Origin of the sequence: Streptosporangium sp. NBC_01639 (genome assembly GCF_045209755.1) — a bacterium.
In the GTDB taxonomy this organism is placed as follows: Bacteria; Actinomycetota; Actinomycetes; order Streptosporangiales; family Streptosporangiaceae; genus Streptosporangium.
In genome coordinates, this window is record NZ_CP109272.1 from 7,139,037 (window position 1) to 7,163,074 (window position 24,038).

Genomic DNA, 24,038 nt, shown 5'->3' on the forward strand with positions numbered 1-24,038 from the left:
CCACGCTCAAGGAGATCCGATGAGCCCGCTGATCACCGCATCCGACCTGGCCGGCCTGGCCGACGCGACCGTCCTGGACGTGCGCTGGAAGCTCGGCGGCCCGCCCGGCATCGACTCCTACCGCGAGGGGCACATCCCCGGTGCCGTCTTCTGCGACCTCGACACCGACCTCGCCGCCCCGGCGGGGGCGGGCGGCCGCCATCCGCTGCCCTCCGCCGAGCCGTTCCAGGAGGCCATGCGCCGCCTGGGCGTGTCCGGCTCCCGGACCGTCGTCGTCTACGACGAGGCCGACTCCACCATCGCCGCCCGTGCCTGGTGGATGCTGCGCCACTTCGGCCACCCGGATGTCCGGGTGCTCGACGGCGGTCTCCGCGCCTGGACCGCCGAAGGACTGCCGGTCGACAAGGGAGGGCAGACGACCTCGCCCGGCGACTTCACGGCACGCCCGGGGGGCATGCCCGTGCTCGAAGCCGCGCAGGCCCTGGAGCTCGCCTCCGACGGGGTGCTCATGGACGCCCGCGCCGCCGAGCGCTATCGGGGCGAGGTCGAGCCGATCGACCCCGTCGCCGGACACATCCCCGGTGCGGTCAGCGCCCCCACGAGCGACAACGTGGACCCGGCGGGGCGCTTTCACCTGCCCGACTTCCTCCGTGAGCGGTTCAACACCCTCGGCGCCGTTCCCGGCGTGCGGGTCGGCGCCTACTGCGGTTCCGGCGTGACGGCGGCCCACGAGGTGCTGGCCCTGGAGGTGGCCGGAATCCCGGCCGCCCTCTACGTCGGATCCTGGTCCAACTGGGTCACCGATTCCTCGCGGCCGGTCGCCACCGGCTGATCTCCGTAGCCGAAACAGACGAACCCCGCCACACCGGTCTTCCCGCTCGCCATGGCCAGCGCTCGGGCCGGTGGGTGACCGGTGGCCAGCAGCCCGTGGAAGACCGTCATCAACGTCAGGGTCTCCTCGTCGCGCACCGGGACCAGGCTGGCCACCACGCACTGCGAGCCCAGCGACAGGAAGGTGCCCGCCAGCCCCAGCGGTGCCCCGTCGGCAGGCGCGCGCGCCATGCCCGTGTCACACGCCGAAAGCACCACCAGCGACGGCGGGGTGCGCAGCCGTAACAGGTCGTAGGCCATCAGCGGGCCGTCGTCGAGGTCGATGCCGGACAGCAGCGGGCTACGCGGCGCGAACGTCCCGTGCGCGGCCAGGTGCACCACCCCGGCGCGGTCCAGTGCCGCCAGCACCTCCCCCCGCTGCGCCGTGACCCGCTCCGCGCCCGGATGGCAGCTCCCGACCATGTCCGCCTCCGCCTCCGCGCACCGCAGCCCGGGACCGGCGACGGCCACGACGCCACCCTCCCGTACGGCTCGCGTCCGGCGGCCGGCCAGCCAGGCGGCGGCTCCGGCGGCCACGGTCACCGGACGCCCGGCGTTCATCGGCAGGATCGGCCAGGGCAGCGTGTGCAGCGCCCCGGTCGGCACGATCACCAGCGGCCGATCGCCCAGCCGGCCGCGCATCGAGCCGAAGAGCAGCCGCTCCAGCAGCGCCGCCTCCCCGGCCAGCCCGGGTGCCCTCCCGTCGAGCAGATGCGCCCGGCGCAGGCCGTACCGGAGCCTGACCGTGGCCTCGGCGGCTGCGGGGAAGGGGCAGAGCCGGCGTAGCGCGACACGGTCCCGGGTGACCACGACGGCCACCAGTTCGTCGGCGTGCCGGACGAACTCCACCAGCGCCGCGTCCCCCAGCGCCGCACACAGCTCGTCCACGTCGGGCGCGACGGGCCTGCCGGGACCTCCGGCAACCGCCCGCCACCGCTCCGTCCAGGCCAGGAGCGTACGGCCGCGCCCGGTCTTCAAGGCCAGGGCCAGCCCGAATCTCGCCAGCGGCTCACCGGCCCGGACGGCGTGGGCGCGCAGCATCGGATCCTCGAAAGCCGTCGCTCCCGCCCCCACCTCCGCCAGTCCGGCCCGGACCGCCGCGAAGGCCCCGCGCCGGTCTCCCGCCAGCGCCCGCCGCAGCGCCGTCGCCTGGCGCGTCACCACGTCCGGACCCGAGGACGCCAGGTGGGCGAGCTGTTCGTCGGCGGTGGGGCGGGCGCCGAGCTGAAGCGCGACCTCGGCGGCGGCGAATCTGAGCGCGCGGGAGACCTGCCGGTGGCCTGCGGCGTCGAGGGCCTCCACGCACAGGAGCAGCTCGGCGAGCAGTTCCCCGCTGGGCGGACCGAGCATGAGCCGGGCACGCAGCAGGATCTCGGCGGCGAGCGGCGCCAGGACCGTCCGGCCCTGCGCGGCCAGATCGACGGCGGCCCGCTCCGCGCTCTGCCGCGCGAGATGCGGATCACCGGTGTGCAGCTCGGCCTGAGCCAGCAGGAGGCGGGCCTCGGCCAAGGCGATGTTCGCTCCCGCCGCGGCCAGCTCCGGCACCGCCAGGTCCAGCAGCACCCGGGCCTCTCCGGGCAGGTGCGCGGAGATCAGCGCCTCGGCCAGGTCGCAGCGCATCGTGGCAAGCCGTTCCGGGTAACCGGACAGACTGCTCTCCGCACGACGGTAGGCCGTGAACGCCGCGGGCAGATCGCCGCGCCTCGCTGCCAGAAACGGCAGATTGCCCTCGGCGAGCGTGAGGACATGGTCCAGGCCCGCCCCTCTCGCCAGCTCCGCGCACCGGGTGAGATCGGCCTCCGCCGCCTCGAACTCGCCCAGGAACACCCGGGCCAGCCCTCGGTTGAGCATCGCCCCTGCCAGGAATCCGACGTCGTCGCCGAGGGCCTCCACAGCGCGGTCGCAGTGGCCGACGGCCTCGGCGTATCTGCCGAGACGGGCCAGTGCCACCGCCCGGTGGACGCCGAGCTTGGCCACCTCGACCGGGGTGAGATGGGGTTCGGCGGCGTCGGCGATGGTCAGAGCCTGCTGCGGGTGGCCGAGTTCGGTGCGGATGTGGACCAGTGACAGCCGTGCCTGGGCGGCCCGGTGCGGCAGGTCCGCCGAGACGGCGAGGCTCACGGCCTGGCGCAGGTGCTCCTCGGCCAGTGGCAGGTCACCCAGCTCACGGGCGGCCACCGCCAGCGCTCGGTAGGCGATCACGGCGGCCTCCCCGTGCGGATCACCCACCGACACATGGCGGAGCACACTGCGTGCCAGCGCCAGCGCACGTGTCGGGGCCCTGCTGGAGAGGTCCACGGCGTGCTCTGCGGCGGCGACCGCGTCAATGATCACCAGCTGCCTCCAGCATGGGACCCCTCCCTCAGGGCGGGGCGCGTTGACCTACAGGCGGATACGGGTCCAGCTGGTGGCGACAGAGGAGTGCTCCGGCCGGTGGCACACCACGCTGAACCAGCCCGGGGGCAGGCCGGTGACGGCGAACTGGCCGGTCGGGGAGAGCTCGCGCGCCTCGGTGAGATGCAGGGTGCGCACCTCCACCCGCGCGCCCGCCTCCGGCGGAGGGGACACCTGCCCGGCCAGGTCCACCAGACCGTCCATGGAGGTGACCTCCAGGTCCACGGTGAGCTCGGCCGCTGCGAACCGGAGCAGCCGTGTCTCATCGGAGGATCGGATGCCCGCCGGGGCCGTCGTGACCGTCGACCGGGCCGTGACGGCCTCCGGCAGCCGCAACCCGAAGACCGCCTGCGCCGCGGCGGCGACGTGGGCCGGCACGGGGTCGCGGCCCCCTGACAGACGGAGCGCGGCGATGAGGGACTCGTCGTCGATCGAAGGAGGGTGGGTCACTGCGTCGCCTCCTGGGCGGTGAGCATGGTGCGTAGCCGGTTCAGGCAACGGCCCCGGGTGGGGCCGTAACTGCCGCTGGGCATACCCAGACGGCCCGCGAGTTGGTGGACGCCCGCGTCCGGCGCGGCCGCCATCAACCGGAAAAGTGAACGGCAGGGCTCGTGCATCTCCTCGACAGCCCGCCACAGCCGGCGGCCCTCGTCGGCGGTGAGCACGGCTACCGCGGGGTCGGGGTGGACATGCCCGGTCAGCGCCGGGTCGGGATGGGCGTGCTCGGCGTCGGCCACCAGCCGTTCGCCCCGGTTGCGTCTGCTCAGCAGGGAGGCTTCGCGCTTGGCCGTGGTGAACAGCCAGGTGCCGATCCGGTCCGGGTCGCGGATGGTGTGCAGGCTCTCGATCAGCCGCAGCCACGTCCCCTGCACCGCGTCGGCCGCGTCGGCCGCGCTCAGGTCATAAGCCCGTACGGCGGACCACAGCAGCCCCGAGAAACGGCTGACCAGCATGTCCCATGCCGCCTGATCACCTGCCAGTGCGGCGCTGATCCCGTGCTGGTCACTCACCGGCGCCCCCGAGGTCACGTCGGACACGCTGAGCGTCCGGGTGAATACTTTGGGTGAGACTTTACCTTGGGATGGCCACGACAGCCCCCAGATCGGGAATTTGCCGGGTCCGCGCCGGATCGAGGATGTGCGCCGCGGCCTCCTTCGGTGTCCGGCCCCCGGCCGCCGCCGCGACGGCCCCGCTGACCACGGCCGCGGCGAAGGAGGTCCCGCTCCAGCGCGCGTAACCCCGGAACGCCCCGTAATCGATGAAGGAACTGGTCAGCCACTCGCCTCGGGCGCAGGCGTTCACCCATGGGCCGTGTGCCGAGAAGGGGGCCCTCTCCTCCTCGGCCGCGTCCAGCGCGCCGACGGCGATCACCTCGGGTAGCGCCGCGGGCCAGAACGGGCGGTCCGACGCCGTGTTGCCCGCGCAGGCGACCACGGCGGTGTCCGCCAGCCCCGCCAGCGCGGCCTCCATCAACGGGGACGGGCGATCGTCGAAGGTGTGCCCGCCGAAGGAGATGTTGAGCACCTGGGGCGGGTCGTCACCGAGCCGCGCCAGGGCCCGCAGCACCCCCGCCTCGTCTCCGACGCCGTGGCTGTCCAGCACCCGCATCGGACGCACCCGCACGCCGGGGGCCGACCGCAGGACAAGCCCGGCGACGAACGTGCCGTGGCCGGCCTGGGCGTCCAGCTTCCCGTCGCCGTCCGAGTCGGGCGGTCCGGCGGCCTCACGCCGCTGCTCCAGGAACCAGGGGCGCTCCTGCCACCAGGGATGCGCGGTCAGCCCGGTATCGGGTATCGCCACGGTCACGGCGCTCTCAGGAGCCTCGGGAGGAGGAGGGGGAGCGGCCGGAAAGGGGCGGGAGGCGGGCCCGCCGAAGAAGAGCGGCTGCCCTACCAGGATGTGGTTGGGAGAGGCGAGATTACCCTGAGCGCGTACCGTGGTCGCCAGGTCGCAGACGTCCACCCCGGGCGAGAGCCGTACGCGGAAGATCCCGTCGGCCTCGCTCACGGCGGTGGTCCACCGGGCGACGGCGGCCGCCCCCGCGGCGTCTGTCAGAAGTTCTCCCGGCCTGATCAGGGCAGGCGCTCCGGGAACGGGTTCCACCCGCTTGATGTCGGCGTCCATCCGGTCCTCCGGGAGGTGATCACCAGGTCGCTGGGTATTTCCATCCGAGCATGCCCCGAGCGGGGCGTCGGTCGCACAACATCTCGGTATGACCCCCCTCTGGTGCCGCGTCACAACCGACGGTAGTCTCTCCTTCAGTCACTTGTGATCATCCTGGGACGAGGCCGTTGGGGAAGGCGCACCTCGTACGAAACGGGAGGTCCGGTGTCTGCTCGTGGCGTGCTTTACGTCCACTCAGCTCAGCCTGCGCTGTGCCCTCATATCGAATGGGCCGTCGCGGGTGTCCTTGGCGTGCCCGTAGACCTGACCTGGACTCCGCAGCCCGCCGCTCCCGGCCATGTGCGCGCACAAGCCGAGTGGGAGGCACGTCAGGGGACGGCGGCGGCCATCACCTCGTCGTTGATGGGCTGGCAGCGGATCCGCTTTGAAGTCACCGAGGACGCCTCGCCGGGCGCCGACGGATCCCGTCATGCCTACACACCGTCCCTTGGCGCCTTCACGGCGGTGATCGGTGCCACGGGTGACATCCTGGTGCCCGAAGACCGGTTGCGCTCCGCCATGCTCATGGCGCGGCAGGGTCGCGTGGTGCTGGAGGAGGAGCTGGACCGTCTTCTCGGCAAGCAGTGGGACGCGGAGCTTGAGTCGTTCCGTTATGCGGGTGAGGGCGCCCCGGTCCGCTGGTTGCACGCCGCGGTCTGACCCGGACTTCGCCGGGCCCCGCCATCGGGCTGCCGGGGCCCTTCGTTAAGCGCTTCGACCATGCGACCGGGAAGATCACGAGGCCCCCGCCGGCAGCAGCCGGCGGGGGCCTCGTCGAAGCAGGTCAGAGCGGGATGTTCCCGTGGGCGCCGCGGGCCGGGGTGGCCTGCGCCAGGACCCTGGCGATGGCCCCGCGGGTCTCCCCGGGCTTGATGACCTCGTCCACCACGCCGAGCTCGATGGCCCGGTCGAGGCCGCCGGCGAGGATCTCGTGCTCCTCGGCGAGCCTGGTCTCCAGAGCCGCGCGCTCCTCGTCGGGCGCCGCCGCGAGCTCGCGGCGCTTGAGGACGCGGACGGCGGCGACCGCCCCCATGACCGCGATCTGCGTGGTCGGCCAGCCGAAGACCTTGGTGGCGCCCAGCGAGCGGGAGTTCATCGCGACGTACGCGCCGCCGTAGGCCTTGCGGGTCACCAGCGTGACCCGTGGCACGGAGGCCTCGGCGAAGGCGTGCAGGAGCTTGGCACCGCGGCGGACCACACCGCCGTGCTCCTGGCCGACGCCGGGAAGATAGCCCGGGACGTCCACCAGGACGACCAGCGGGACACCCAGGGCGTCGCACATGCGGACGAACCGCGCGGCCTTCTCGGCGGAGGTGGAATCCAGGCAGCCGCCCAGGCGCATGGGGTTGTTGGCGATCACACCGACGGTCCGGCCCCCGATACGGCCCAGCGTGGTGACGATGTTCGGCGCCCATTTGGGGTGCAGCTCGACGCCCGGCTCGTCGAGAAGGCCGTTGACCAGCGGCTTCACGTCGTAGGCGCGGCGCGGGTTCTCCGGCAGCACGTCTCCGAAGTCGACCTCGTCGACGGTGGTGCGGATCCGGCCCTGGTGACCGAGGAGCACGGTCAGGCGCCGTGCCTGGACATAGGCCTCGGTCTCCGACTTGGTGACCACGTGGACCACGCCGCTGCGCTTGCTGTGCGGCTCGGGACCGCCGAGGGCGGCCATGTCGATCTGCTCGCCGGTGACGCTGCGGACGACGTCGGGGCCGGTGACGAAGATGCGGCCCTCGTCGGCCAGGATCACGATGTCGGTCAGCGCCGGGCCGTAGGCGGCGCCGCCGGCCGCGGGGCCGACCACCACCGACAGCTGCGGGATCACGCCGGAGGCGCGGGTCATCGCGGCGAAGACGCGGCCGACCGCGTGCAACGACTCGACGCCCTCGGCGAGCCGGGCACCGCCCGAATGCCACACACCGATGACCGGAACGCGCTCGCGGACCGCGACGTCGTAGGCGTGCACGATGTGCTCGCAGCCCTCGCTGCCCATCGCGCCACCCTGGACGCGGGCGTCACTGACGAACGCCACGGTGGGTACGCCCTCGACACGGCCCATCGCGGAGAGCACACCGCTGCGGTCCACGGGAGTGATCAGCCGGACGGAGCCCTCGTCGAAGAGGGCCGCGAGACGCACCTGAGGATCACGAGGATCGACAACCTCCTTGCCGGAGGCGTCGGTCACCACCCCGTTGTCGAGCACAGTCGTCACCGGCTCCTTGTCAGATGCTCGTGAAGGCCACAGCGACGTCGTGTCCACCGAACCCGAAAGAGTTGTTGATCGCGGCGATCTGGCCGTCGGGCAGCGCTCGGGGCGCGCCGATCACGATGTCCACCTCGACGCCGTCGTCGAGGTCGTCCACGTTGATCGTGCCCGGTGCGATCCGCTCGTGCAGCGCGAGGACGGTGAAGACGGACTCGATGCCGCCGGCGCCGCCGAGCAGGTGACCGGTCATCGACTTGGTGCCGCTGACCAGCGGGTGGGCGCCGATGACTTCCTTGATCGCGATGGTCTCCACCACGTCACCCGCGGGGGTGGAGGTGGAGTGCGCGTTCACGTGCTTGATGTCCTGGCCGGTGAGACCGGCGTTCTCCAGGACGCGGCGCATGGCCAGCATGACCCCGGCACCGGTCGGCTCCGGCTGGGCGATGTGGTGGGCGTCGGCCGAGTATCCGACGCCGGCGGCCACCGCGTAGATCTTGGCGCCGCGTGCGCGGGCGTGCTCCTCCGACTCCAGCACGACGATGCCGGCGCCCTCACCGAGGACGAAGCCGTCCCGGCCCTTGTCCCACGGGCGGGAGGCCAGCTCAGGCTCGTCGTTGCGGGTGGACATGGCACGCATGGCGGCGAAGGAGCCGACGTTCAACGGGTGGATGGCCGCCTCGGTGCCGCCGGCCACGACCACGTCGGCGCGCCCGGAGCGGATCATCTCGATGGCGTAGCCGATCGACTCGGCACCGGTGGCGCAGGCGCTCACCGTGGCGTGCACGCCGGCCCTGGCGCCGATCTCGATGCCGATCCAACCCGCCGCGCCGTTCGGCATCAGCATCGGGACGGTGTAGGGCGAGAGCCGCTGCCACCCCTTCTCCTTGAAGGTGTCGTAGGCGGCGAGGATCGTGGTGATGCCGCCGATCCCGCTGCCCACGACCACGCCGAGACGCTCCGGGTCGATCTTGTCGATCGCGGCGTGCGCCCAGGCCTCACGGGCCGCGACCAGTGCGAACTGCTCGGCCCGGTCGAGCCGCCGTGCCTCCGGCCGGGGGAGCACCTCGGTCGGGTCCACGGCGGCGCGGGCGGCGAACTTCACCGGGACCGAGTCGATCCAGTCCTCGGTGAGGGTGCGGACCCCCGACTGACCGGCGAGGAGCGCCGACCAGGTCGAGGCGACGTCTCCACCGAGGGGCGTCGTCGCGCCGAGCCCGGTGACGACGACACGTACCTGGTCTGTGTTCACGTTCTGCGCTCCTTGTGATTCGCGGGTCAAAGCCGGGAAAATCTCAGACGTCCTAGCTCTGGATGAAGTTGATGACGTCCTTGACGGTCTTGAGGTGCTTGAGCTGCTCGTCCGGGATCTCGACGCCGAACTCGTCCTGGGCGGCGACGGCGATCTCGACCATGGACAGCGAGTCGATGTCGAGGTCGTCCACGAAGTTCTTCTCCGGGCTGACCTCGGATGCCGGGATGCCGGTGATCTCGTTGATGATCTTGCCGATACCAGCGAGGATCTCCTGCTCGGTCAGGGCCATGTCGCGTGTTCTCCTTGAATTCGGTTTCTTCTTGTTCTGCACGGCGGAGCCGTACAAGCTTCATGGGTTCCGTACGGCCGCGCCGTACGGAACCTCAGGGGATCTCGACGATCTGACCGGCGTAGGTCAGGCCGGCGCCGAAGCCCAGCAGCAGGGCGAGCCCGCCCGAGGGGACCTCGGCGCGTTCCACCATCCGGGACAGCGCCAGCGGGATCGACGCGGCGGAGGTGTTTCCCGCCAGCACGATGTCCTTGGCGATGACGGCGTTGTCGGCGCCGATCTTGCGTGCGATGGCTTCGATGATGCGCAGATTGGCCTGGTGGGGCACGAAGGCCGCGAGGTCGGCGGGGTCCACTCCGGCGCGTTCGCAGATCTGCCTGGCCACCGGGTGAAGCGCGGTGGTGGCCCAGCGGAACACCGTCTGACCCTCCTGGTGCAGGAAGGAGTCACGGTCCTTGATGATGATCGCGTCGGACTTGTCGCCCGCGCTGCCCCACACCACCGGCCCGATGCGCGGGACGTCGGACGGGCCGACGACCGCCGCGCCGGCGCCGTCGGCGAAGATCACCGCAGTGGTCCGGTCGGTCCAGTCGATCCACTGGGAGAGCTTCTCGGTGCCGACGACCAGTACGTTGGTGGCCGAGCCCGCGCGGATCGCGTCGTCGGCGACGGCGAGCGCGTAGCAGAAGCCGGAGCAGGCGGTGTTCACGTCGAACGCGCCGGGGGCGTCGATGCCCAGCCGGTTGGCCACCCGGCCGGCCGCGTTGGGGATCTGCGTCTCCAGCGTGCAGGTGGCGACGATCACCAGGTCGATGTCGTCGGCCGACAGCCCGCTCGCGGCCAGGGCCTTGCCGCCGGCCTGTACGGCCAGGTCGATCTCCGACTCGCCCTCGGAGGCGATCCGGCGCTCCTTGATGCCGACGCGGCTCTGGATCCACTCGTCGTTGGTCTCGATGGTGGCCGACAGCTCGTCGTTGGTGACCACCCTGGACGGCTGGTAGTGGCCGAGAGCCAGGATCTTGGCACCAGGAGCGCCCTGCAGGGTCTTCATCCGTCGCTCACCATTTCTCGTTCGCTGCGTAAGCCAGGTGTGTCTTGCGGGCCGCGGCGCTTGCCGCGTCGGGCTCACGCCGGTTCATGGAGAACCTTACGAGCGGCGTCCAGATCGTCGGGGGTCTTCAGGGCAACGGTGGTCACCCCGCGCAGAGCGCGCTTGGCCAGGCCGGCCAGTGTGCCGCCGGGAACCAGTTCGATCATCGCGGTGACCCCCTGGTCGGCCATGGTGGCCATGCAGGCGTCCCAGCGGACCGGGCTGGCCACCTGGTCGATCAGACGCTCCACGAACGCGGCGCCGCTGGTGACCACCGCGCCGTCCGCGTTGGACAGCAGGGTGGTGGACGGGTCGCGGGGCGTGATTTCGGCGGCGACCTCGCGCAGGTGGTGAACCGCCGAGGCCATGTGCACGGTGTGGAACGCGCCGGCGACCGAGAGCGGGATCAGCCGGGCGCGCGCGGGCGGCTCCGCCTTGAACGCCTCCAACTGCGCCAGCGTCCCACCCGCCACGATCTGTCCGGCGCCGTTGATGTTGGCCGGGGTGAGGCCGTGCCTGCCGATGGCCGCCAGCACGTCCTCCTCGGCGCCGCCGAGCACGGCGACCATTCCGGTCTCGGTGACCGCGGCGGCCTTGGCCATGGCCTGGCCGCGCTCGCGGACGAAGGTCAGGGCCTGCTCCGCGGTGAGCACTCCGGCCAGGGCGGCGGCGGTCAGCTCCCCGACGCTGTGCCCGGCGACGATGCCGGGCGAGGCGCCGAGGACCTCGGCGACGGCCAGCCCGGTGGCTACGAGCAGTGGTTGCGCGACCGCGGTGTCACGGATCTCGTCCGCGTCCGCGGTGGTCCCGTAGGTGATCAGGTCGAGGCCGACAAGGTCGGACCAGGCAGACAGGCGGTCTGCCAGGCCTGGCAGTTCAAGCCATGGAGAGAGGAAGCCTGGAGTCTGGGCGCCTTGGCCCGGAGCGACGATGACGAGCACGAAATCAAGCCTGCCCTGTAGAAGTTCGCTACCCGGATAAGGATACGAACGAACTTTATCCACTTCTTCTTGTAGGAAACCTACAGTGGGAGTTTCACGGACGTTAAGTAGAGGGCTCTAGATTACGGTTGTTTCGGACAGTCGGCCGAGGATGAGCCCGACCTGCAGGGTGAAGGCGGACCGTCCTTCTGTGGGCTGGTATCCGGTCAGCTCGGTGATCTTACGGAGACGGTAGCGCACCGTGTTCGGGTGGACGAAGAGCAGCCGGGCCGTGGCCTCCAGGGACGTGCCCTGCTCAAGGTAGGTCGCGAGCGTGTCGAGGAGCGGTGTGCCCACCAGCGGCAGGTAGACGTTCTCGATCAGCTGCCCCCTGGCGTCGGCGTCGCCGTCGATCGCCCGCTCGGCCAGCAGGTCCTCGGCGTGGACCGGCCGGGGCGCGTCCGGCCACCCCGAGGCGGCCCGCAGACCGGCGATCGCCGCCCGCGCCGAACTCGCCGCCGCCTGCAGGTCGTTCACCTCCGGCCCGATCACGACCGGGCCGGGACCGAAGCGCGGCAGCACGTGCCGGGCGGCGGCGCTGACGCTGTCCGCACCGCCCACGATCACGATCAGCCGGTCGTGCTGGACCCCGGCCAGCATGTCCAGCCCGGTTCTGCGGCCCCGGTCGCGCAGCCCGTCGACCACCGCCTGCGGGTCGTCGTCAGGCGCCTGCCCGGCCAGCACCACGATGGGGGAGGAGGTCCAGCCGAGCGCGGCGGCCCACGAGTGCAGCCCGTCGTCGACCTCACCCCGGACCAGTGCGTCGACGATCAACGCCTCCAGCCGCGCGTCCCAGGCGCCGCGTGCCTCGGCCTCACGCGCGTAGACCTGGGCGGCGGCGAACGCCACGTCTCGGGTGTAACGGAGCATGGCCTGCTGGAGCTGGTCGTCCCCGCCAGGCGCGGCCAGATCTCCGGTCTGCGCCTCGACCACCTCGACCACCACCCGGACGATGTCCACGGTCTGCTGCAGCGAGATGGAGCGCTTCAGTTCCCGTGGGGCGGTGCCGAAGAACTCGATGCTCGGGGTCGGACGGCCCTCCCCGGCGTGCTGGAACCACTCCACGAACGCGGCGATCCCCGCCTGGGCCACCAGCCCGACCCAGGATCTGTCCTCGGCCGACAGGGCACGGAACCACATCAGCCGCTCGTCCATCCTCGCCATGGCGGCCGTGCCCAGCGTGCCCATCGCCCGTTCGAGCCTGAGCGTGGTGTCTTCTCGTATCCGATCCTGGTCGAGCTCTTCTCCGTCGAGCTTGACCACGACGTCGCTGTGTTTTCCGGCTCGCTCGTTCCGCTCCCTCACGTCACTAAGACTGCCAGGTCGCGTGAGGTGCGCCGGCCATTGTCCCGAACGTCGCCGGTCTGCCCAGCTCGCAGGGCGTCCGGGTGACGGTCCGGACGGGGCCGTACGGTCCGGACGGCCGGGGCGTGCCGGCACGGGTGCGCGGACCGTACGGCGGGAGGCGCGGCTCGCCGGTGCCGGGTCAGATGACGGCTACCGCGGTGATCAGGCCGATGGCCAGGTGGGTGACCGCCAGCAGACGGGCACCGGGCTGGAGGTCGGGCTCCTGGACCAGTTCGCGGACCGAGATCCCGGCGACCTTGTCGAACACCACCATCCCCACCGTCTGTACGGCGATGCCCACCAGCCCGAAGACCGCGGTCGCGAGCAGGCCCTCGTGCAGCGCTCCGCCCGAGGACCAGATGGAGGCCGCGACGATCAGTCCGACGGCGCCCAGACCGGAGGTGGTGAGCAGGGTGGCGTTGGGATTGCGGTCGGACTTGATCAGCCGGCTGAGCTTGCCGGGGATGGCCAGGTCGATCACGTAGAAACCGATGACCAGCAGGATCACGCCGAGTGCGGCGTAGGAGACGACGGCGAGCGCGCCCCGCCCGAGGGTCTCGGCCAGGGAGGTCGTCACGGTGTCGACGGTGCTCGGAAGCGGTGCGGGCAGGGGGGTGGGGCTCATGGGGTTCTCTCCAGGTTCACAGTTCGATGCGGTGGGGGACGAAGGACGACGTGTCGTCGGTGATGAACCCTGAGGTCTCACGGATGCCGACCCCGGCAGCCTCGTCGTGGACGACCCAGGCGCCGAGCACGGGACGCCAGCCGTCGAAGACGGGAAGGGCTTGGAACTCTTGGTAGACGTGGCCCTCGGCGCCGTAGCCGCCGGCGGTCTCGACCCGGTCGCCCGGAGTGACGATCCGCATGCTCGCACCCTCCCTGCCGAGCAGGGGCTTGACGATGTAGGAGGACATGCCGCGGGGGCCGTCGAGGTAGGCCGGGAGCAGGTTCGGATGGCCGGGGTACAGCTCCCAGAGCACCGCGAGCAGCGCCTTGTTGGAGAGCAGCATCTTCCACAGCGGCTCGATCCAGGTCATCGAGGGCTGCTGGCGGATGGCGTGGGCGCCGAACGGGTCGGCGACCGCCCACTCCCACGGGTACAGCTTGCAGAGTGAGCGGATCACCCGGCGCTCCATGTCCACGAACCGCAGGTTGAGCCCGTCCCAGCCGATGTCCTCCATGGCCACGGCGATCGTTTTCAGCCCGGCCTGGTCGGCGGTCTCCTGAAGGTAGGCGAGGGTCATCGCCTCCTCGCCGGTCTCGTCCATGGAGGTCCAGGCGAAGTGCGCCGGTCCGGTGGGCAGGGCGGCCGCGATCTGCTGCCATCGGGCGATCAGCCGCTCGTGGATGGAGTTCCACTGGTCGTCGTCCGGGTAGCGGTCCCGCAGCCAGAACCACTGCACGACCGAGCTCTCCAGCAGGCTCGTCGGGGTGTCGGCGTTGTACTCCAGCAGCTTGGCGGGGCCGGTCCCGTCGTAGCGCAGGTCGAACCGGCCGAACAGGTGCGGATCGTTCCGCTCCCAGGAACGGGCGATCTCCGGCGCCACCCATTCGGGAATGGCGAACTCGGCGTAGCGGCCGTGCTCGACGACGTGCTCGACCGCGTGCAGGCACATCCGGTGCAGGTCTTCCACCTGGTTCTCCAGGTCGAGGACCTCGTCCATGGAGAAGACGTACTGCACGCCCTCGTCCCAGTAGGGGCGGTCGAGGCCCTCGGGATGGGCCGAACGATGATAGGCCAGGCCGTGGCCCTCGATGATGCTCTCCCAGCCGTCCCGGGGGAGTGAAGTGTCGCGTCTCATCTGTCCGGGCTCAGCTCCCGCTGCCCCAGCCGCTGCGCCCGCCGAAGCCGCCGCGCTGGATGACGGTGCCCTTGCGGCTGGTGATGTGGACGTCCGAGGGGCGGACGGTGGTGCCGTGCACGATCCGCGTTCCGGACCTCACGCCTCCGTAGTACCACCCGTAGGCGCCGCGGGAGCCGTAGTAGTGAGAAGTGGAGGAGGAGTCGTCGTCGCAGTAATCATCGTCCACGACCGTGTAGGACCCGTCGGGCTGGCGGCTGTCGAGGTCCACGCAGTCCGCTCCCACCTCCTCGTAGTCGTCCTGCGCGGCGCAGTAGCCGATGAGGAGCAGCGAGACGACACCGATCCCGGTGAGCGTGATGACCTTGGACGCCTTCAAGCCCGAGGACTTGGACTCAGGCATGGGTGAGGGGTTCCGTCCTGCTGGCGTTGGGTGGTCTTGTCATGAGGCCATCGAACTCCAATGAGATGTGTCGCCACAGGCTATCGATGTAGTTTTGTCTGTTCAACCACGGTAAAAGGATCGAGACTGTCGGTATCGCCGCGTAACGTCATAGATGTGGACCGCACCGACCGGCTTTACGCCCTTGCCGAGGAGCTTCGCGCGATCTCGCCCCGGCCCCTGTCGGCACGTGAGCTCGCCGCCAGGTTCGAGGTCAGCGTCCGCACGGTCGAGCGTGATCTGTCGGTGCTCCAGCGGTCGGGGGTGCCGATACACACCGAGCCGGGCAGGCGCGGCTGCTACGTCCTCGACAAGAGCCTGTCCCTGCCTCCGCTCAACTTCACCCCGGCCGAGGCGGTGGCGGTGGCCACGGCGCTCGAACGGTCGGGCAAGGATCCCCTCGCCCTCCATGCCCGTAGCGCCCTGCGCAAGCTGACCGTCGCGCTGGCGCCCTCCGAGGGCGGCGGGGACGGGGGTGGCGGGGACGGGGAGTGGCCCACCCGGGGGCGCGCGGTCATCGAGCCGGAGCCCTATCCCCGGGTGTCGCGGGTCATCGAGCAGGCCCTGCTGCACCGCAGGGTGCTGCGGATCGAGTATGAGGACCGCAAGGGCCGGACCACCACACGGGAGGTGGAACCGGCGGTCTTCGTGGGCGGGCGCGGCGGGCACTGGTATCTCGTGGGTCTGTGCCGCCTCCGGCAGGACGCGCGGATCTTCCGGCTCGACCGCATCGGCTGGGCGGAGGAGACCGAGGAGGTCTCTCCGGACCATCCGCCGGAGCGGTTCTCCCCGCAGATTCCCCAGGTGCTCACCGGCGCCCCCGATCTCGAGTGAGATCAGGAGCGCCGGGCCGGCCGGTCCGTGACGCGCAGCTCGCGAGCGCGATCCCGGCGGACGGCGTGCCCGTAGCCGGGCAGGTGCTCCTGGCAGGCCTCCATCGCCTTCCCGGCCGGCCAGGAGTCCGGTTCCCCAGCGGGTCTCCCGCCGGTCAGGACGTGGGACAGGTGGTGCCCTTCGCGGGAGTCTTCCCGCCGACCAGGTAGTTGTCGACGGCCTTCTTCACGCAGGCGTCACCGGACAGGTAGGCGCCGTGGCCCTCGCCCTTGTAGGTGATCAGCACCCCGGTCGTGAGCTTCTCGGTCAGCTTCGGCGCCCACTCGTACGGCGTGGCGGGATCGCCGGTGCCGCCGACCACCACGATCGGCCCGGAGCCGGTGGCGTTCACCTTCCTGGCCTCGTCGCTGCCCGGGACCGGCCACACCCGGCAGATGCTGCCCATGCCCTGGCTGGCGAAGAGCGGGGAGATCTTCTCCGCCTCGGCCTGGACCGCGGCCAGCTCCTGGGGAGTCGGTCGTTCGGCGGTGTCCACGCAGCTGATGGCGGGGAAACTGCTCATGAGGGTCGAGTAGGACCCGTCGGGTTTACGGCCGTTGTAGCTGTCGGCCAGGGTCAGCAGGATCCGGCCGTCACCCTTGAACCCCTGGGTCAGGCCCTGCTCCAGCAGCGGCCAGGTCAGGGCGGAGTACAGCGCGGCGGAGATACCGGTGCTGGCGAGCCCCTGGGTGACCTGGCGGGCACCGACCTGCAGCGGCTTCTTCCTCAGGTCGGCCAGGAACGTGTCGACGTTCTTGTTCGCGATGGTCGTGTCGGCGCCGATCTCGCACGGGCCGGGCCCCTTGACGCAGTCCTTCAGGAAGGCCTCGTAGGCGTGCTGGAACCCCCGGGTCTGGACCAGCGTGCGCTTGTCCAGGCCGACGCTGGGGTCGAGCGGCGAGTCCAGCACGAAACGGCCCACATTCTTGGCGAACTGGGTCGCGTAGACCGCGCCGAGCTGCGTGCCGTACGAGATGCCGAAGTAGTTGAGCTGTCTGTCGCCCACCGCCTCGCGGAGCCGGTCCATGTCCCGGGCGGCGTTCACCGTGCCGACATAGGGGAGGATCCTGCCGGAGGTCTGCCCGCAGGCGTCGGCGAACTCCTTGATGGTCCGGTCCATCTCGGCCTGCTCCGCCGGTGTGGTGGCCAGGCTGTTCATCGAGGTGAACTTGTCCATGATCTTGTTGTCGCCGCACCTGACGCCGGAGCTGCGCTCCACTCCGCGAGGGTCGAAGCTGACCAGGTCGTAGTGGGCGCGCAGCGTGTCGAAGACCTTGGCGGCTCTGGCCATGGTGTCGACGCCGGACGCGCCGGGGCCGCCGAAGTTGAAGACCAGGGAACCGAGCCGCTCGCCGGGGCCGGTGGCCCTGACCTTGATCACGGCTATGTCCAGCATCTCACCGGTGGGTTTGGCGTAGTCGAGCGGGACCTTCAGCTTTCCGCACTGCAGGCTCGGGTCGGGTTTGGCGGGAGCCTGCCCGTCCGGACGCTCGAGGTCCGTGCAGGTGCTCCAGGCGATCGGGCCCGCCGGTTCGGCCGAACTCGCCCCCGGGCTCTGCACGGAACCCGGGGTGGAAGGGCCACCCGCGGCACCGTAGCCGTCGGTCGCGGCACCGTTGCCGCAGGCGGCCAGCGCACCGGCCAGGATCGCCGTCGCGCTGGCGGCCGCCAGGATTTTTCGCACGGAATGCTCCCCTCGAATCATTCACCGGGGGAAGCGATTCAACACTAACCGGGCGGGACCTTCCAAAGAAGGACCCACCCGGCAAGGATCACAGCCCCATGGACTGAGTGTCGTTGCTTTCCGCGCCGCCCGCCTCGGTAACACCGTTCTTCAGGTGATACTTGGCGATCGCCTCGTTCAGCACCGTCGCGTTGAGCTCACCGCGCCTGACGAGCTGGGTCAGCACGGCGAGCGTGATGGACGCCGCGTCCACATGGAAGTGGCGGCGCAGCGCCGACCGGGTGTCCGACAGGCCGAAGCCGTCGGTGCCGAGCGAGGTCCAGTCACCCGGAACCCACTGGGCGATCTGGTCCTGCACCGCGCGCATGTAGTCGCTGACGCCCACGAACGGCCCCTGGGCCGCCGACAGCGCCTGGGTCACGTACGGCACGCGCTGCTCGGAGTCGGGGTTGAGCAGGTTGTGCTCCTCGGCTGCCAGCGCCTCGCGGCGCAGCTCCGCCCAGGAGGTGGCCGACCAGACTTCGGCCGCCACGCCCCACTCCTCGGCCAGCATCCGCTGGGCCTCCATGGCCCACGGGCCGGCGACGCCGGACACCAGGATGTTCGCCTTCGGGCCCGGTGCGGCCGGAGCCGCGGCGAACCGGTAGAGGCCCTTGAGCAGGCCCTCCACGTCCAGGCCGGCGGGTTCGGCCGGCTGCGGGTAGGGCTCGTTGTAGACGGTCAGGTAGTAGAAGACGTTCTCCGGCTGCTCGCCGTACATCCTCCGCAGACCGTCCTTGACGATGTGGGCCACCTCGAAACCCCACGACGGGTCGTAGGACACCGCCGCCGGGTTCGTCGAGGCGATCAGCGGGGTGTGACCGTCCTCGTGCTGCAGGCCCTCACCGTTCAGCGTGGTCCGGCCGGCGGTGGCGCCGAGCAGGAAGCCCCGGCCCATCTGGTCGGCGAGCTGCCACATCTGGTCGGCGGTGCGCTGCCAGCCGAACATCGAGTAGAAGATGTAGACGGGGATCATGTGCTCCCCGTGCGTGGCGTACGACGAGCCCACCGCGATCGTCGAGGCCATCGAGCCCGACTCGCTGATGCCCTCGTGCAGGATCTGACCCTCGGTCGACTCCTTGTAGGACAGCAGCAGATCCCGGTCCACGGCGTCGTAGGTCTGGCCGTGCGGCGAGTAGATCTTGGCGGTCGGGAAGATCGCGTCAAGACCGAAGGTGCGCGCCTCGTCCGGAATGACCGGTACGAACCGGTGGCCGATCTCCTTATCGCGCATCAGGTCCTTCAGCAGCCGGACGAACGCCATGGTGGTGGCGACGTTCTGCTTGCCCGAACCCTTCTTGAGCTGAGCGTAGGCCGCGTCGCCCGGAAGCTTGACCGGCTTGGTGCGGATCACGCGCTTGGGCAGGAAACCGCCCAGAGCCGCGCGACGCTCCTTCATGTATTCGATCTCGGGGTCGTTCTCGCCCGGGTGGAAGTAGGGCGGCAGATCCGCCTCGAGCGCGGAGTCCGGGATCGGCAGGTAGAGCCGGTCGCGGAACTCCTTCAGCTCGGCCTTGGACATCTTCTTCATCTGGTGCGTCGCGTTGCGCGCCTCGAAGTCCTTGCCCAGCGTCCAGCCCTTGATGGTCTGGGCGAGGATGACCGTCGGCTGGCCGACGTGCTCACGGGCCGCCTTGTAGGCCGCGTAGACCTTGCGGTAGTCGTGGCCGCCGCGCGACAGCTTGCGGATGTCCTCGTCCGACAGGTGCTCGACCATCTTGCGCAGCCGGGGGTCGCCGCCGAAGAAGTCCTCGCGGATGTACTCGCCGCTCTCGACGGAGTATGTCTGGAACTGGCCGTCGGGGACGGTGTTCATCTTGTTGACCAGGACACCGTCGACGTCGGCCGCCAGCAGCGGGTCCCAGTCGCGGCCCCAGACGACCTTGATGACATTCCAGCCGGCGCCCCGGAAGTAGGACTCCAGCTCCTGGATGATCTTTCCGTTGCCGCGCACCGGTCCGTCGAGCCGCTGCAGGTTGCAGTTGATGACGAACGTGAGGTTGTCGAGCTCCTCGCGGGCCGCCACGCCGATCGCGCCGAGCGACTCCGGCTCGTCCATCTCGCCGTCGCCCAGGTAACACCAGACATGACTGCGGCTGGTGTCCTTGATCTTCCGGTTCAGCAGGTAGCGGTTGAACCGGGCCTGGTAGATCGCACCGATCGGGCCGAGGCCCATGGAGACCGTGGGGAACTCCCAGAAGTCCGGCATCAGGCGCGGGTGCGGATAGGAGGGCAGGCCCTTGAAGCCGTGCGACAGCTCCTGCCGGAAGGCGTCGAGCTGGGCCTCGTTGAGGCGGCCCTCCAGGAATGCCCGGGCGTAGATGCCCGGCGCGGCGTGGCCCTGGATGAAGACCTGGTCGCCGGACTCGCCGTGATCCTTGCCGCGGAAGAAGTGGTTGAAGCCCACCTCGTAGAGCGATGCGGCCGAGGCGTAGGTGGCGATGTGCCCGCCGACGTTGGTGCGGGCGTTGGCCCGGGTCACCATGACGGCGGCGTTCCACCGGATGTAGGCGCGGATCCGGCGCTCGACGTATTCGTCGCCGGGGAACCAGGGCTCACGTTCCGGCGGAATGGTGTTGATGTAGTCGGTGCTGCGCAGGCCGGGCACACCGACCTGGTTTTCGCGGGCCCGCTCCAACAGGCGAAGCATCAAATAACGGGCCCGAGTGCGGCCTTCCGTCTTGATGACGTTGTCGAGCGACTCGAGCCACTCCTGGGTCTCACTGGGATCGACATCAGGGAGCTGGCTGGGTAGGCCGTCGCTGATGACCGAGAAACGCTGGCGTCCGGAAGCCACTGGGTCTCGCCTTCCGAGGATGGACTTTTGTCTGGTGTAGGTCGTCTTCCATCCTGGTCTCTTACTCCGGAAAGTGCATCTCTACTGACCGGTAACCAGGAGGTCCCTGCTGGCAGGGGCATATAAGTGGCCTAGACCACCGATGGTAGGACGAATTTCCACCAAAGGGTACATGTCTCTCCCCCGTTTCTGGAGATCCGGGGTGGAAGAATCCCGTAATCCCTGGTGCGGGCCGGTCTCCGGGGGTGCGGCAGGACCCTGTACGGCCGAGCCGGCGGACCGTACGGCGGCGCGGCCGAAACCGGAAACCAGTCCCTCCGGGGCGGCAAAGAAAGATCATTCAGCCAGAGGGACATAAAGTATGTACCCCCTTATATGGTGCGGTTCGCCGGTGGTTGTGCGCATCCGGTGCCGTGCGGACCGCGCGCGGTCGTCGTCCCAGCTCAGGATGGATCGTAGGATCGGGTATGTGAGATCTCAGACAATCGAGGTGGTAACGGGTTCCCGCGAGCGGGTGCACGACATTACCTCCGAGTGCGAGAGCTTCGTCCGGTCGTGTGGGGGGGACGGTCTGCTGAACGTCTTCGTGCCGCACGCGACCGCGGGGGTCGCGCTGATCGAGCTCGGCTCGGGCAGTGACGACGACCTGATCGCGGCCTTGAAGGAGCTCCTTCCGGCCGACGAGCGATGGAGGCATGCGCACGGATCCAGAGGGCATGGCCGGTCGCATGTCATGCCTGCTCTCATACCTCCGTACGCCACCGTCCCGGTTCTGTCCGGGCGGCTCGCACTGGGCACCTGGCAGTCCATTGCCGTTGTGGATCTCAACGTCGACAATCAGGAACGCCAGGTCCGTTTGTCATTTTTGTCGGGCTAATTCATACGTAGCCCAGTCGTTGCCGTGGCGACCGTTGACGACCGAGGGTCACAGCGTGTGGACTGTGCCGAAGCACTTTGAGCACCGTGTAATCACGGGGCCATCCAAGCAGGAGGGACAAACGTGAGCGCGACCGCGGGTCAGGCGCAGGGCGAACGCGGCCTGGCCGAACGACTCGGTCTCAAGCCGGGTCAGGTGGTGCAGGAGATCGGATGGGATGAGGACACCGACGACGATCTGCGCGACTCCATCGAGGAACTGACCGGCAACGAGCTGGTCGATGAGGACTTCGAGGACGTCGTCGACATCGTGCTGCTGTGGTGGCGTGACGGTGACGGCGATCTGTTCGACGCCCTGAGCGGTGTGTTGACCAACCTGAGCGAGGGGGGCCAGATCTGGCTGCTGACCCCCAAGGCCGGGCGGGACGGGCACGTGGAGCCAAGCGACATCGGGGAAGATGCCACTACCGCGGGTCTCTCGCAGACCAGCAGTATCAGTGCCGCCCCCGACTGGTCGGGAACGAGGCTGGCCACGCCCAAGGCGCGCCGCTGAGGGCTCCCGCTCTGCCGTACGGCTCGCGCGAGCCGTACGGCAGCATGATGACGCGTTCCGGTCATCCGACGAAAGGACCTTTCACATGGCAGTCGAGGTAGGTTCCCCGGCTCCGGACTTCGAGCTGAAGGATCAGCACGGCACTCCGGTCAAGCTCTCGGACTACCAGGGCAAAAAGGTCGTACTGATCTTCTACCCCCTCGCGTTCAGCGGCGTCTGTCACGGTGAGCTCTGCGCCATCCGCGACGAGTTCATCGCTACCGCGCCCGAGGACGTCCAGGTGCTGACCGTCTCGGTCGACTCGGTGTTCACCCACCGCGCCTGGGCCGATCAGGAGGGATACACATTCCCTCTGCTCTCCGACTTTTGGCCACATGGACAGGTCGCTCAGGCGTACGGTGTGTTCGATGAGGAGAAGGGACTCGCCACGCGGGGCACCTTCATCATCGACGGCGAGGGCGTGATCCGCTGGAACGTCGTGAACCCGATTCCAGAGCCGCGCGACATCGCCGAGTACCGCAAGGTGCTCGCCGAACTTCCCTAAGTGGTGACCCGGCGGACGCTCACCGAGCGTCCGCCGGTCTCGGATCTCCCGGAGGCGCTCATGCCCTGCTTCTCCTGCGGGGCCAGGCAGACCGACCCGGTCCGTGGCGCCAGCCCCTGGAAGCGAGGGGTGCGCCGGGAGACCCAGGTGCTCATCTGCCCGGATTGCCAGCGCACCCACGATCTCGACCTCGACACGTGCTCCTCGTGCGGTTCCGTCGCGCTCATCTGCCGGCTCGGTGAGGTGGAGTGCCGGTCCTGCGGGTCGGTACGGCCGGCGCAGACCGGTGAGCAGCTCGCCGTCTCCTGCGCCCCGGGTCTGGCGGACGAGGTCGAAGCCGCACTGAACCGGGTCCTGAGGCGGGTCCATTGATCCCCACAACTCAGCTTTGGCCGCATTCGGGGCATACGGTGTGATCTGTCGATATTTCCGTGCGCTAAGGTCGGCCTCGATCCCGCCCCTTCGATCTGCTGGATGCGTGCATGAGCTCCTTCGTTGTAGCCCTTGACGTCGGCGGCACGTCCATGAAGGGCGGTCTCGTCACCCGTTCGGGAGAGATCGTGCTCGCCGAACGCCGCGCGACACCGCGCGACGAGGGACCCGCCGTCGTCGTCGAGGTGATCAGGTCCTTCATCGCCGACCTCGCAGTCGCGGGAGGCGGCACCCCCGCCGGAGTCGGCCTGGCCGTGCCGGGGCTGGTCACCGCCGACGCGGCCCTCTACTCCGCCAACATCGGCTGGCGCGACGTCCCGGCAGGCGATTTCGTCCCGCTCGATGTGCCCGTCATGCTCGGCCACGACGTGCGCACCGGAGGTCTCGCCGAGAGCGTGCTCGGTGCCGGCCGCGAGGTCTCCGACTTCCTCTTCCTGCCCATCGGGACGGGCATCGCGGGCGCCGTGATCCTCGGTGGCGAGCCGTACGGCGGGACCGCCGGATGGAGCGGCGAGATCGGCCACGTCCCGGTCTTTCCCAGCGGTGAGACCTGCGCCTGCGGTCAGATCGGCTGCCTGGAGACCTACGCCTCGGCCTCCGCGGTGGCCCGCCGCTACTCCGCCCGCGCCGCCTCGCCCGCCACGGCCGAACAGGTCGCCGCGCTCACCCTCTCCGGCGACCCGCTGGCCACGGCGGTGTGGGGGGACGCCGTCGAGGCCCTGTCCCTTGCCCTGGCCACCTACACGCTCCTCCTGGACCCCTCCGCGATCGTCCTGGGCGGCGGCATGTCCGAGGCGGGCCGTACCCTGTCCGACCCGCTGACGGACCGTCTCCGCGCCCGCCTGACCTTCCGCGACGCTCCTCCGCTCCGCCCTGCCGCTCTGGGCGTCAACGCGGGCATGCTCGGCGCGGCCCTCCTCGGCTGGCGGGCGGCCGGAATCCCCGACGCCGGCGCCGCATGGTCGTAGGATGTGCTGAAGTCCTCCCGGTTGGCGTAAGGTATTGTCCCGTCTGTCGTACGTGATCCCTGGGGCGCTTAGCTCAGCGGTAGAGCGCTCGCCTTACAAGCGAGATGTCACTGGTTCGAACCCAGTAGTGCCCACCAGTCAGTAGGACCCTCACGCTCTATGACGCTGTGCCGGCCCGGCTCGTACTCACGTGCCGCAGTCTCCTGCTGGATGTAGAGGGCGAAGACCTGCTGGATTGCCTCATCGATCTGCGCCGCCGACTGGAAGCTGAAGGGCTCAACCTCTGCTGCCAGGGAGCACGATCGGACGTCTGGCCATCGGGCCAGCTCCGGCAGTTCACCAACGGTCGCGTCGGATACGTCTTGGCACCCAGACCACCGGACGAGGCGCCTGAGGAAGTCGACGTGTTCGCACCGGCCCAGCCCCATGGGATCGGCTCC

24 protein-coding genes and 1 tRNA gene are annotated in these 24,038 nt (G+C 69.9%); 9 read left to right on the forward strand and 16 right to left on the reverse strand.

Annotation, left to right across the window (positions count from 1 at the left end; all coding sequences use genetic code 11):
* The first annotated feature begins 19 nt into the window (after positions 1–19).
* Positions 20–832, forward strand: a complete 813-nt coding sequence (locus tag OHA77_RS32455) for a sulfurtransferase (RefSeq protein ID WP_406313123.1) — start codon at positions 20–22, stop codon at positions 830–832.
* Here the strand turns inward: OHA77_RS32455 and OHA77_RS32460 are convergent.
* Genes OHA77_RS32460 through OHA77_RS32475 form a run of 4 tightly spaced genes read right to left on the reverse strand, consistent with a single transcriptional unit; the run spans position 772 to position 5,388 of the window.
* On the reverse strand, positions 772–3,204 hold the full coding sequence (locus OHA77_RS32460) for a CHAT domain-containing protein (RefSeq protein WP_406313124.1): 2,433 nt from the start codon (positions 3,202–3,204) through the stop codon (positions 772–774). The genes OHA77_RS32455 and OHA77_RS32460 overlap by 61 nt on opposite strands.
* 48 nt (positions 3,205–3,252) lie before the next feature.
* A complete protein-coding gene (locus tag OHA77_RS32465; protein WP_326824397.1) occupies positions 3,253–3,714 on the reverse strand; it encodes a hypothetical protein in 462 nt (153 codons plus the stop codon).
* Positions 3,711–4,301 carry an RNA polymerase sigma factor gene (locus OHA77_RS32470; protein WP_406313125.1) on the reverse strand — a complete coding sequence of 197 codons (591 nt, stop codon included), beginning with the start codon at positions 4,299–4,301 and terminating at the stop codon, positions 3,711–3,713. Before OHA77_RS32470 ends, OHA77_RS32465 begins: the two co-directional genes overlap by 4 nt.
* Positions 4,302–4,335: 34 nt before the next feature.
* Positions 4,336–5,388 carry a S8 family peptidase gene (locus OHA77_RS32475; RefSeq protein ID WP_406313126.1) on the reverse strand — a complete coding sequence of 351 codons (1,053 nt, stop codon included), beginning with the start codon at positions 5,386–5,388 and terminating at the stop codon, positions 4,336–4,338.
* A 204-nt stretch (positions 5,389–5,592) separates the two neighbouring features.
* On the opposite strand from OHA77_RS32475, the gene OHA77_RS32480 reads away from it, so the two are divergent.
* Positions 5,593–6,087, forward strand: coding sequence for a DUF3145 domain-containing protein (locus OHA77_RS32480; protein ID WP_406313127.1), 495 nt, complete (start codon positions 5,593–5,595; stop codon positions 6,085–6,087).
* Positions 6,088–6,211: 124 nt separating this feature from the next.
* Here OHA77_RS32480 and OHA77_RS32485 read toward each other — a convergent pair whose 3' ends face one another.
* The 9 genes from OHA77_RS32485 to OHA77_RS32525 all read right to left on the reverse strand — a co-directional run bounded on the left by OHA77_RS32485 (position 6,212) and on the right by OHA77_RS32525 (position 14,793).
* On the reverse strand, positions 6,212–7,612 hold the full coding sequence (locus OHA77_RS32485; RefSeq protein WP_406319914.1) for an acyl-CoA carboxylase subunit beta: 1,401 nt from the start codon (positions 7,610–7,612) through the stop codon (positions 6,212–6,214).
* 34 nt (positions 7,613–7,646) lie between these two features.
* Positions 7,647–8,879: a beta-ketoacyl-ACP synthase II gene (gene fabF / locus OHA77_RS32490; RefSeq protein ID WP_406313128.1), complete on the reverse strand. Its 1,233-nt coding sequence runs from the start codon at positions 8,877–8,879 to the stop codon at positions 7,647–7,649.
* A 52-nt stretch (positions 8,880–8,931) separates the two neighbouring features.
* Positions 8,932–9,171, reverse strand: a complete 240-nt coding sequence (locus OHA77_RS32495; RefSeq protein ID WP_184752598.1) for an acyl carrier protein — start codon at positions 9,169–9,171, stop codon at positions 8,932–8,934.
* 94 nt (positions 9,172–9,265) lie between these two features.
* On the reverse strand, positions 9,266–10,222 hold the full coding sequence (locus OHA77_RS32500) for a beta-ketoacyl-ACP synthase III (RefSeq protein WP_406313129.1): 957 nt from the start codon (positions 10,220–10,222) through the stop codon (positions 9,266–9,268).
* Positions 10,223–10,296: 74 nt separating this feature from the next.
* On the reverse strand, positions 10,297–11,202 hold the full coding sequence (locus OHA77_RS32505; protein WP_326824392.1) for an ACP S-malonyltransferase: 906 nt from the start codon (positions 11,200–11,202) through the stop codon (positions 10,297–10,299).
* Between the two features lie 117 nt (positions 11,203–11,319).
* On the reverse strand, positions 11,320–12,429 hold the full coding sequence (locus OHA77_RS32510) for a helix-turn-helix domain-containing protein (RefSeq protein WP_326826877.1): 1,110 nt from the start codon (positions 12,427–12,429) through the stop codon (positions 11,320–11,322).
* Positions 12,430–12,727: 298 nt separating this feature from the next.
* A complete protein-coding gene (locus OHA77_RS32515; protein WP_326824391.1) occupies positions 12,728–13,213 on the reverse strand; it encodes a DUF350 domain-containing protein in 486 nt (161 codons plus the stop codon).
* 16 nt (positions 13,214–13,229) lie between these two features.
* Positions 13,230–14,390 carry a glutathionylspermidine synthase family protein gene (locus OHA77_RS32520; RefSeq protein WP_326824390.1) on the reverse strand — a complete coding sequence of 387 codons (1,161 nt, stop codon included), beginning with the start codon at positions 14,388–14,390 and terminating at the stop codon, positions 13,230–13,232.
* Between the two features lie 10 nt (positions 14,391–14,400).
* On the reverse strand, positions 14,401–14,793 hold the full coding sequence (locus tag OHA77_RS32525; RefSeq protein WP_406313130.1) for a hypothetical protein: 393 nt from the start codon (positions 14,791–14,793) through the stop codon (positions 14,401–14,403).
* Positions 14,794–14,949: 156 nt separating this feature from the next.
* Between OHA77_RS32525 and OHA77_RS32530 the strand changes: the two genes are divergently transcribed.
* Positions 14,950–15,666 (forward strand): helix-turn-helix transcriptional regulator, encoded by a 717-nt coding sequence (locus OHA77_RS32530; RefSeq protein ID WP_406313132.1) that lies wholly within the window; start codon positions 14,950–14,952, stop codon positions 15,664–15,666.
* Positions 15,667–15,820: 154 nt separating this feature from the next.
* Here the strand turns inward: OHA77_RS32530 and OHA77_RS32535 are convergent, their stop codons facing one another.
* A complete protein-coding gene (locus tag OHA77_RS32535; RefSeq protein ID WP_406313133.1) occupies positions 15,821–17,389 on the reverse strand; it encodes an alpha/beta hydrolase in 1,569 nt (522 codons plus the stop codon).
* An 88-nt stretch (positions 17,390–17,477) separates the two neighbouring features.
* Positions 17,478–20,225, reverse strand: a complete 2,748-nt coding sequence (gene aceE / locus OHA77_RS32540) for a pyruvate dehydrogenase (acetyl-transferring), homodimeric type (protein ID WP_406313134.1) — start codon at positions 20,223–20,225, stop codon at positions 17,478–17,480.
* A gap of 448 nt (positions 20,226–20,673) precedes the next feature.
* Here aceE and OHA77_RS32545 point away from each other — a divergent pair, with 448 nt between their 5' ends.
* The 6 genes from OHA77_RS32545 to OHA77_RS32570 all read left to right on the forward strand — a co-directional run bounded on the left by OHA77_RS32545 (position 20,674) and on the right by OHA77_RS32570 (position 23,735).
* Positions 20,674–21,102 (forward strand): secondary thiamine-phosphate synthase enzyme YjbQ, encoded by a 429-nt coding sequence (locus OHA77_RS32545; RefSeq protein ID WP_406319915.1) that lies wholly within the window; start codon positions 20,674–20,676, stop codon positions 21,100–21,102.
* Positions 21,103–21,225: 123 nt separating this feature from the next.
* Positions 21,226–21,654 carry a DUF3052 domain-containing protein gene (locus tag OHA77_RS32550; protein ID WP_184752577.1) on the forward strand — a complete coding sequence of 143 codons (429 nt, stop codon included), beginning with the start codon at positions 21,226–21,228 and terminating at the stop codon, positions 21,652–21,654.
* 85 nt (positions 21,655–21,739) lie between these two features.
* Entirely contained in the window at positions 21,740–22,198 is a 459-nt protein-coding gene (locus OHA77_RS32555) for a peroxiredoxin (protein ID WP_326824385.1), read from the forward strand.
* Entirely contained in the window at positions 22,199–22,570 is a 372-nt protein-coding gene (locus tag OHA77_RS32560; protein WP_406313135.1) for a hypothetical protein, read from the forward strand. It abuts the gene before it with no gap.
* A 110-nt stretch (positions 22,571–22,680) separates the two neighbouring features.
* The gene (locus OHA77_RS32565) at positions 22,681–23,598 is read left to right on the forward strand and encodes an ROK family protein (protein WP_406313136.1); all 918 of its coding nucleotides are present in this window, start codon (positions 22,681–22,683) and stop codon (positions 23,596–23,598) included.
* Between the two features lie 62 nt (positions 23,599–23,660).
* Positions 23,661–23,735, forward strand: a tRNA-Val gene (locus OHA77_RS32570).
* On the opposite strand, the gene OHA77_RS32575 is transcribed toward OHA77_RS32570, so the two are convergent.
* Entirely contained in the window at positions 23,706–24,026 is a 321-nt protein-coding gene (locus OHA77_RS32575) for a hypothetical protein (RefSeq protein WP_406313137.1), read from the reverse strand. The two genes, OHA77_RS32570 and OHA77_RS32575, sit on opposite strands and share 30 nt — an antisense overlap.
* Positions 24,027–24,038: the final 12 nt, after the last annotated feature.

Excerpts from the sequence above, each read along its gene's own strand:
- OHA77_RS32510 (WP_326826877.1), bottom strand. The coding sequence starts at position 12,429 with ATGGGCACGCTGGGCACGGCCGCCATGGCGAGGATGGACGAGCGGCTG.
- OHA77_RS32515 (WP_326824391.1), bottom strand. The coding sequence starts at position 13,213 with ATGAGCCCCACCCCCCTGCCCGCACCGCTTCCGAGCACCGTCGACACC.
- OHA77_RS32555 (WP_326824385.1), top strand. The coding sequence starts at position 21,740 with ATGGCAGTCGAGGTAGGTTCCCCGGCTCCGGACTTCGAGCTGAAGGAT.
- OHA77_RS32545 (WP_406319915.1), top strand. The coding sequence starts at position 20,674 with ATGGATCGTAGGATCGGGTATGTGAGATCTCAGACAATCGAGGTGGTA.
- OHA77_RS32520 (WP_326824390.1), bottom strand. The coding sequence starts at position 14,390 with ATGAGACGCGACACTTCACTCCCCCGGGACGGCTGGGAGAGCATCATC.
- OHA77_RS32525 (WP_406313130.1), bottom strand. The coding sequence starts at position 14,793 with ATGCCTGAGTCCAAGTCCTCGGGCTTGAAGGCGTCCAAGGTCATCACG.
- OHA77_RS32500 (WP_406313129.1), bottom strand. The coding sequence starts at position 10,222 with ATGAAGACCCTGCAGGGCGCTCCTGGTGCCAAGATCCTGGCTCTCGGC.
- OHA77_RS32575 (WP_406313137.1), bottom strand. The coding sequence starts at position 24,026 with ATGGGGCTGGGCCGGTGCGAACACGTCGACTTCCTCAGGCGCCTCGTC.
- OHA77_RS32455 (WP_406313123.1), top strand. The coding sequence starts at position 20 with ATGAGCCCGCTGATCACCGCATCCGACCTGGCCGGCCTGGCCGACGCG.
- OHA77_RS32565 (WP_406313136.1), top strand. The coding sequence starts at position 22,681 with ATGAGCTCCTTCGTTGTAGCCCTTGACGTCGGCGGCACGTCCATGAAG.
- OHA77_RS32475 (WP_406313126.1), bottom strand. The coding sequence starts at position 5,388 with ATGGACGCCGACATCAAGCGGGTGGAACCCGTTCCCGGAGCGCCTGCC.
- OHA77_RS32495 (WP_184752598.1), bottom strand. The coding sequence starts at position 9,171 with ATGGCCCTGACCGAGCAGGAGATCCTCGCTGGTATCGGCAAGATCATC.